Source organism: Sphingomonas sp. (assembly GCF_042096255.1).
Classification (GTDB): domain Bacteria; phylum Pseudomonadota; class Alphaproteobacteria; order Sphingomonadales; family Sphingomonadaceae; genus Sphingomonas.
This window is the reverse complement of sequence record NZ_JBELLZ010000126.1, coordinates 1-7,215: the sequence shown is the minus strand read 5'-3', so window position 1 is coordinate 7,215 and position 7,215 is coordinate 1. Positions and strand designations below refer to the sequence as shown.

The 7,215-nt window shown below is 68.1% G+C and carries 9 protein-coding genes; 5 read left to right on the top strand and 4 right to left on the bottom strand.

The genetic code is table 11. The features are described 5' to 3' along the window. The 3 genes from ACFDTH_RS16485 to ACFDTH_RS16475 all read left to right on the top strand — a co-directional run. A partial coding sequence (locus ACFDTH_RS16485; protein ID WP_375288650.1) for an isocitrate lyase occupies positions 1 to 942 on the top strand: 942 nt, incomplete at its 5' end. 42 nt (positions 943 to 984) lie between these two features. Then, positions 985 to 1,938, top strand: coding sequence for a cation diffusion facilitator family transporter (locus ACFDTH_RS16480; protein WP_375288649.1), 954 nt, complete (start codon positions 985 to 987; stop codon positions 1,936 to 1,938). Positions 1,939 to 1,950: 12 nt separating this feature from the next. After that, on the top strand, positions 1,951 to 2,589 hold the full coding sequence (locus ACFDTH_RS16475; protein ID WP_375288648.1) for a hypothetical protein: 639 nt from the start codon (positions 1,951 to 1,953) through the stop codon (positions 2,587 to 2,589). Here the strand turns inward: ACFDTH_RS16475 and ACFDTH_RS16470 are convergent. Together ACFDTH_RS16470 and ACFDTH_RS16465 are read right to left on the bottom strand one after the other, a co-directional pair. Next, a complete protein-coding gene (locus ACFDTH_RS16470; protein ID WP_375288647.1) occupies positions 2,543 to 3,328 on the bottom strand; it encodes a 3-hydroxybutyrate dehydrogenase in 786 nt (261 codons plus the stop codon). The genes ACFDTH_RS16475 and ACFDTH_RS16470 overlap by 47 nt on opposite strands. A gap of 10 nt (positions 3,329 to 3,338) precedes the next feature. Continuing rightward, entirely contained in the window at positions 3,339 to 4,475 is a 1,137-nt protein-coding gene (locus ACFDTH_RS16465; RefSeq protein WP_375288646.1) for a patatin-like phospholipase family protein, read from the bottom strand. A 92-nt stretch (positions 4,476 to 4,567) separates the two neighbouring features. Between ACFDTH_RS16465 and ACFDTH_RS16460 the strand changes: the two genes are divergently transcribed. Next, entirely contained in the window at positions 4,568 to 5,464 is an 897-nt protein-coding gene (locus ACFDTH_RS16460; RefSeq protein WP_375288645.1) for a neutral zinc metallopeptidase, read from the top strand. Here the strand turns inward: ACFDTH_RS16460 and thpR are convergent. After that, positions 5,461 to 6,003 (bottom strand): RNA 2',3'-cyclic phosphodiesterase, encoded by a 543-nt coding sequence (gene thpR, locus ACFDTH_RS16455; protein ID WP_375288644.1) that lies wholly within the window; start codon positions 6,001 to 6,003, stop codon positions 5,461 to 5,463. The genes ACFDTH_RS16460 and thpR overlap by 4 nt on opposite strands. Before the next feature lie 134 nt (positions 6,004 to 6,137). On the opposite strand from thpR, the gene ACFDTH_RS16450 reads away from it, so the two are divergent. Continuing rightward, the gene (locus ACFDTH_RS16450) at positions 6,138 to 6,869 is read left to right on the top strand and encodes a Bax inhibitor-1/YccA family protein (protein ID WP_375288643.1); all 732 of its coding nucleotides are present in this window, start codon (positions 6,138 to 6,140) and stop codon (positions 6,867 to 6,869) included. 87 nt (positions 6,870 to 6,956) lie between these two features. Here the strand turns inward: ACFDTH_RS16450 and ACFDTH_RS16445 are convergent. Further along, on the bottom strand, positions 6,957 to 7,215 hold a 259-nt coding region (locus ACFDTH_RS16445; protein ID WP_375288642.1), incomplete at its 5' end, for a hypothetical protein.

Below are 7,215 nucleotides of genomic sequence, written 5' to 3'. Positions count from 1 at the left end.
AAGCAGTGCGGCCACCAGGACGGCAAGGTCACCGTGCCGCACGAGGACTTCCTCCAGAAGATCCGCGCGATCCGCTACGCCTTCCTGGAGCTGGGCGTGGAGGACGGCGTGATCGTCGCGCGCACCGACTCGCTCGGCGCGGGGCTGACCAAGCAGATCGCCTTCTCGCGCGAGGCGGGCGACCTGGGCGACCAGTACAACGCCTTCCTCGACTGCGAGGAGGTGACCGACCTGTCCTCGCTCCGCGGCGATGTCGTGATCGAGCGCGACGGCAAGCTGGTCCGGCCCAAGCGGCTGCCCTCCAACCTCTACCAGTTCCGCGAGGGCACCGGCGCCGACCGCTGCGTGCTCGACTGCATCACCTCCTTGCAGAACGGCGCCGACCTGCTCTGGATCGAGACCGAGAAGCCGCACATCGAGCAGATCGCCGGCATGGTCGATCGCATCCGCGAGGTCGTGCCGGACGCAAAATTGGTCTACAACAACTCGCCCAGCTTCAACTGGACGCTCAACTTCCGCCAGCAGGCGTACGACCGCTGGGCGGCGGAAGGGCGCGACGTCTCGGCCTATGATCGTGCGCGCCTGATGAGCGCGGACTATGACGGCACCGAGCTGGGACTGGAAGCGGACGAGCGCATCCGCACCTTCCAGAAGGACGCCAGCGCCCGCGCCGGCATCTTCCACCACCTCATCACCCTGCCCACCTACCACACCGCCGCGCTCTCCACCGACAATCTCGCGCGCGAATATTTCGGCGAGGCGGGAATGCTCGGCTATGTGAAAGGCGTGCAGCGGCAGGAAATTCGCCAGGGCATCGCCTGTGTGAAGCACCAGAACATGAGCGGCTCCGACATCGGCGACGACCACAAGGAGCTGTTCGCCGGCGAGGCCGCGCTCAAGGCCGGCGGCGCCCACAACACGATGAACCAGTTCGCGGCCTGACGAGGGCGGCACAATAAGGGGCGTGGCGCATTAGCACGCCTCATGGCCAAACCCGCCGAACGCGAATCGACCATCGTCATTCTCGCCGCGCTTGCGGCGAACCTGGGCATCGCGGTGGCGAAGTTCGTCGCCGCCGCGATCTCTGGATCCAGCGCGATGCTGACGGAAGGCATCCACTCGCTGGTGGACAGCGGCAACCAGGTGCTGCTGCTCTGGGGCCAGCATCGCGCGCGGCGACCAGCCGATGCCGAACACCCGTTCGGCTATGGCCGCGAACTCTATTTCTGGAGTTTCGTGGTCGCGATCATGATCTTCGCGGTCGGCGCGATCGTCTCGGCATACGAAGGCTGGCGCCATATCGTCGAACCCGAGCCGCTGCTCGATCCGACGATCAACTACATCGTCCTCGCGGTTGCCTTCGCGCTGGAGGGCACGTCATGGGCGCTGGCGGTACGCGCCTTCGGCCGCTCGAAGGGCGACCTCGGCTGGTGGACCGCGGTGAAGCGCTCGAAGGACCCGGGCGGATTCATCGTGCTGTTCGAGGACTCGGCCGCGCTGGCCGGCCTGCTGATCGCCGCGGCAGGCGTATGGGCCAGCCATCATTGGCAGGACGCCCGTTTCGACGGCGTCGCCTCGATCCTGATCGGACTGGTGCTGGGCCTGGTCGCCATCCTGCTCGCCCGCGAATCGAAGGGATTGCTGATCGGCGAACGCGCGGATCCGGCGGTGATCGCGCGGATCCGCGCCATCGTGTCCGCAGAGCCACGGGTGACCGGCGTCAACCACGTCCGTACCATCCACACCGGCCCGGCCAGCGTGTTCGTGGCGGTCAGCGCCGACTTCGACGATGCGCTGACCATGGGCGAGGCGGAGACGCTGATCGAGGGTCTCGAGGCACGGCTCAAGGCGGCGGAACCCAGCCTCGCCTCGATCTACATTCGCCCGGAGAAGCGCGAGCACGCCGACCTCGTCGTTGAACATGCGCGAAAGCCATGACAATTCACCGACATGATCCGCCTCCTCCTCCAGCTCGCGGCGATGCTCCTCCTTCACGCGGCCGTGCCCGCCCAGGGAGCGGTGACGATCACCTTCTGGAGCCACGAGTTTGGCAACAGCTTCCCCCACGCTTTCTTCACCCTGCGTGGCATTCCCGACGCCGGCGGTCCGCCGGTCGATCGCGACTGGGGCTTCAGCCCGGACACGATCGGCCCCGCCATCCTGTTCGGCCCGGTGAAGGGCGTGATCGAACAGGCCAAGCCCGCCTATCTGCGCGGCAGCGACGCACAATTCTCGCTGGTGCTCACCGACGCGCAATATGCCGCGATCCTGGCGTTAATCGACGAATGGAGTCCGGCGGGTGACCCGACCTACCGGCTCGAGACGCGCAACTGCGTTCACTTCGTCCAGGAGGCGGCGCGCCGGGCGGGCCTGTCGGTGGTCGACTTCCCCAGGCTGATGAAGAAGCCGCGATCCTATCTGAAGGCGGTGGCGGCAGCGAACCCGCAGGTCACCGTGATCGACCGGCACGGCAAACAGTATCTCGCCACGCTGCCGCCGATCATGATGCCCACGCTCCCCGTCCCGACGAGCGCAACGGCGCTCACGCCGCCGTCCAGCCCCCATCCATCGACAGGTTCGCGCCGGTGATCTGCGCCGCCTCGTCGCGGCACAGGAACACCGCGAAGGCGGCGACCTGCTCGGGCGTTACGAACTGCTTGGTCGGCTGGGCGGCGAGCAGAACATCGTTCATCACCTGCTCGCGGGTCATCCCGCGCGCCTTCATCGTGTCGGGGATCTGGTTCTCGACCAGAGGCGTCCAGACATAGCCGGGCGAGATGCAATTGGCGGTTATGCCGTCGGTCGCCACTTCCAGCGCCACCGTCTTGGTGAGGCCGGCGATGCCGTGCTTGGCCGCGACATAGGCAGCCTTGTTGGGGCTGGCGACCAGCGAGTGCGCCGAGGCAGTGGAAAGGATGCGGCCCCACTTCCTCTCGCGCATCAGCGGAATCGCCGCCTTCATCACATGGAACGCGCTGGAAAGGTTGATCGCCAGGATCGCATCCCACTTCTCCTCGGGGAAGTCGGCGACCGGCAACACGAACTGGATGCCCGCATTGTTGACCACCACGTCCGGCCCGCCGAGCTCGGCGTGGCAGCGCGCCACCATCGCGCGGATCGCGGCGGGATCGGTCATGTCGGCGCCATCGTATAGCGCCCCCGCCCCGCTCGCCTCGGTCAGCGCAGCGCGCTCCTTCTCAATCGCATCGGCATCGCCGAAGCCGTTGATCATCACTGCGGCGCCCTCGGCGGCGAACGCCTTGGCGATGGCGAGGCCGATGCCGGAGGTGGAGCCGGTGACGAGCGCGGTCTTGCCCTTCAGGAACATGGCGGTTCTCCTATCGTGTGAGATCGAAGGCGGCGGTGTGGCCGGTGAGGATATTCTCGGCGATCAGTCCCGCGTCGGCCATGGTCGCTTCCACTGCGGCGCGGCCCGCGGCCCAATGTTCGCGCATGGTGCGGGTGGAGAATTCGAAATCTCGGGCGCCGCCCTCCCAGGCATTGGCGCGATAGATCAGGTGAACCAGGCTGACCGGCTTCTCCGCCGCCATCGCCGCTAGTCGGCGCACGTCCGGGTCCTCGCGCAGCGCTTCCGGCAGCTTGCCGACAACCCGCCGGATCAGCTCGCGCTCGCCGCGCAGCTTGAGCAGCCCGTCGGTGATCTGGCGGGTACGGCTCGAATAGACGATCTCCTTCTGCCGCGCCCATACGTCCGTGATCGTGCGCGGCATCTCCGCGGCGGCGGCGGGGAACAAATCCACCTGGAAGACGAGCATGCCGGCATTCTGGTGGTCGAGCACGTGCTGGAGCGGCGTGTTCGAGACGAGCCCGCCGTCCCAGTAGCAACGACCGTCGATCTCCACTGGCGGCAGCCCGGGCGGCAGCGCGCCCGAGGCCATCACGTGGCGCGCGTCGAGCCGCATCGCCGCCGTATCGAAATAGCGAAAGTTGCCGCTCTCCACGTCCACCGCGCCCACCGACAGCCGGACCGGGCCGGTGTTCACCAACTCCCAGTCGATCAGCCGGTCCAGCGTCTCGCGCAGCGGCGCCGTATCGTAGAAACTGAGCGCATCGGGCGTGCCCGGCGGGGCCAGCATCGGCGGAACGAAGCGCGGCCCGAAGAAGCCCGGCACGCCGGCAAGCGCGACGAACCCTGCGGACCATTCGTGCACCGCCTCGCGAACCCGGTCGTCGGGCCAGATCGGGAAGCTGGGCAGCCAGGCGGTCACGCCTTCCCAGAATTCGCACAATCGATCGGCACGCCGATCCGGCGGGTTGCCGGCGATGATCGCGGCGTTGACCGCACCGATTGAGATGCCGGCGACCCAGTCCGGCGCAATCGCCGCTTCGTCCAGCGCCTCGAACACGCCCGCCTGATAGCTGCCAAGTGCGCCTCCGCCCTGGAGAACGAGCGCCACCTGCTCGGGCAGCGGCAGCGCGCAGTCGCGCCGCGATCGGGGATCAGCGTCGGCCATTGCGGGCCGCGTCATGCGCTGCATCGCAGCACCGTGCAACCCGTGAGGCCCCGCGCCGTTCATGCCGGAACGGTAACGATCAGGGGGCAGGCATGCGGCTCGACGACTATGACAACGACATCGACGTCGGCGACGCCACCTCGCGCGGCGGCTTCGGCGGCGGCGGTGGCGGGCTGCTCTTCGGCCTGCTGCCGCTGATCGGTAGCCGCTTCGGCTGCGGCGGGATTGTGGTGGTGCTGCTGCTGCTCGCGGTGTTCGGCGGTCTCGGCAATCTTGGCAGCATCGTCGGTGGCGGGAATGCCCCCACGCGGCAGACCGAGCGGACCGCCGGCGGCGGTGCGCGGGGCATCTGCGAGGCGAGCCCGGAACGGCGGACCACCTGCCAGGCGTTCAGCAATGCCGAGAACACCTGGGAGGCGCTGTTCGCGCGATCGGGCCGGCAGTTCCGCGCGCCGGGCCTGCGCTTCTTCAGCGGGCAGGGCCAGTCCGGCTGCGGCGCGGCGCAGGCGGCGATGGGGCCGTTCTATTGCCCCACCGACAGCGACATCTATCTCGACACCAGCTTCTTCGACGAGCTCTCCCGCCGCTTCGGCGCGCCCGGCGATTTCGCGCAATATTACGTGGTGGCGCACGAGTTCGGCCATCACATTCAGCACCTGCTCGGCACCTCGGACGATGTGTCTCGCATTCAGCGCAGCGGCTCCGAGCGCGAGGGCAATGCCGCCTCGGTGAAGCTGGAGCTCCAGGCGGATTGCTATGCCGGCGTCTGGGCGGCGCAAAACCGCGACCGGCTGGAGCCGGGCGACATCGAGGAAGGCATGCGCGCGGCGCAGGCGATCGGCGACGATACGCTCCAACGCGAGTCGGGTCGCGCGCCCGTGCCGGACAGCTTCACCCATGGCACCTCGGCGCAGCGCCAGTTCTGGCTCCGCCGCGGCATGGAAACCGGCGATCCGGCGCAGTGCGACACCTTCTCGGGCGCGGTCTAGTCGAGCGGCCACTCCGCCACCGGCGTGTAGCTGGCGCCCGCGCGGCCGAGGCGGCTTTCGTAAAGGATCATCTCGCCCATGGTGAATGGCGCGGAAGCGAGCGCGGCGTTGCGGGCGAGCCAGGCGGCGACCTCCACCTCCGCGCCCGCGCCGCGCGGCAAGCGGGCGAGCGTGACATGCGGCAGATACGCGCGCCGCTCGGGCGCGAGGCCGGCGGTAACCAGCGCCCGATCCACCTTGCGGTGGAGCGCGGCGAGCGGATCGTACGGGGTCAGGCCGGCCCAGAGCGCCTCGGTGCGGCCCTTATGCTCGAACCGGCCGACGCCGGCGATCGCCACCTCCGGCGCCGGCGCGGCGATCACGGACAATGCCTCCGCCGCGTCCTCCGCGACGCGCCGGTCGACCTCGCCGATATATCGCAGGGTGAGATGCAGCTGCTCGTCATCCTGCCAGCGCGCCGCAGGCACCCCGTCCATACTGTCGGCGAGCAGGTCGCGAATCGGCGCTGGCGGGCGGAGCGCAACGAACAGCCGGTGCATCGGGCCTCCTCACGTAACGAACTGTTGCCAGGAACGGCGGCGCCGGAGGCGCGCGCTTGAATGTCATCGGCAAAGGGCCGATATTCGCCGTATCCGGCACGATGCAAGCGGCCGGGCAAAGGAGATTTTTCTCGATGGCAAATTGGTCTGATCCCCGGCCGGGTGCCGTGCCGTTCGGCGGCGCACGCGCCGGGACGCGCGACGCCGCGTTCGACGCGGGGCTGCGGTCCTACATGCTCTCGGTCTACAACTACATGGCGTCGGGCGTGCTGCTCACCGGCATCGTCGCGCTGCTGTTCGCCTCGTCCGGGCTCGCCGCGCAGGTGATGGGCACGCCGCTGCGCTGGGTGATCGCCCTGGCACCGCTGGCCTTCGTGATGGTGCTGAGCTTCGGCATCCAGCGTCTGTCGACCGGTGCCGCGCAGGCGATCTTCTGGGCCTTTGCGGCGGTGATGGGTCTGTCGATGTCGTCGATCTTCCTGATCTACACCGGCCCGTCAATCGCGATCACCTTCTTCGCCACCGCCACCGCGTTCCTGGCGCTGAGCCTCTACGGTTATACGACCAAGCGTAACCTGCAGGCGTTCGGCACTTTCCTGATCATGGGCGTGGTCGGCCTGCTGGTGGCGATGATCGCCAACATGTTCTTCAAGTCGCCCGGCTTCTCGATGGTGATCTCGGCGATCGGCGTGCTGCTGTTCGCGGGCCTTACCGCCTATGACACCCAGCGCATTCGCGAGGTCTATTACGAGGTGCAGGGCACCGACTTCATGGGCAAGGCGGTGATCATGGGCGCGCTGTCGCTGTATCTGGATTTCGTGAACATGTTCCAGTTCCTGCTGTCCTTCTTGGGCAGCCGCGACTGATCCTGACTTGATCGGCAAACAGAAACGGCCCGGCAGGGAGACCTGCCGGGCCGTTTCTGTTTTGGCGCGTCGGCGTTCCTGTTCAGGTCAGCCGGTCGCATCCTCGGTGACCGCCACGCGGCCCACCGTCAGCCCCGCGGCCCCCAGCGCACCCGCCAGGTCGTCGGTCGAGGCAAGCAGGTGGCCCGGCGCCATGTCGATCGTCACGTCGAGCAGGCCGTCGGCGCTCTGCACCATCAGCGCGCCGGTCGCGGGCCAGGCGTCACAACCGAAGCGGACGCGGACCTGCTTGTCGCCGCGCCCGTTCTCGCGCAGGACAGCGCGATGAGCCAGGGCGCCGACCTCA

Excerpts from the sequence above, each read along its gene's own strand:
- ACFDTH_RS16480 (WP_375288649.1), top strand. The coding sequence starts at position 985 with ATGGCCAAACCCGCCGAACGCGAATCGACCATCGTCATTCTCGCCGCG.
- ACFDTH_RS16475 (WP_375288648.1), top strand. The coding sequence starts at position 1,951 with ATGATCCGCCTCCTCCTCCAGCTCGCGGCGATGCTCCTCCTTCACGCG.
- ACFDTH_RS16470 (WP_375288647.1), bottom strand. The coding sequence starts at position 3,328 with ATGTTCCTGAAGGGCAAGACCGCGCTCGTCACCGGCTCCACCTCCGGC.
- ACFDTH_RS16465 (WP_375288646.1), bottom strand. The coding sequence starts at position 4,475 with ATGGCCGACGCTGATCCCCGATCGCGGCGCGACTGCGCGCTGCCGCTG.
- ACFDTH_RS16460 (WP_375288645.1), top strand. The coding sequence starts at position 4,568 with ATGCGGCTCGACGACTATGACAACGACATCGACGTCGGCGACGCCACC.
- thpR (WP_375288644.1), bottom strand. The coding sequence starts at position 6,003 with ATGCACCGGCTGTTCGTTGCGCTCCGCCCGCCAGCGCCGATTCGCGAC.
- ACFDTH_RS16450 (WP_375288643.1), top strand. The coding sequence starts at position 6,138 with ATGGCAAATTGGTCTGATCCCCGGCCGGGTGCCGTGCCGTTCGGCGGC.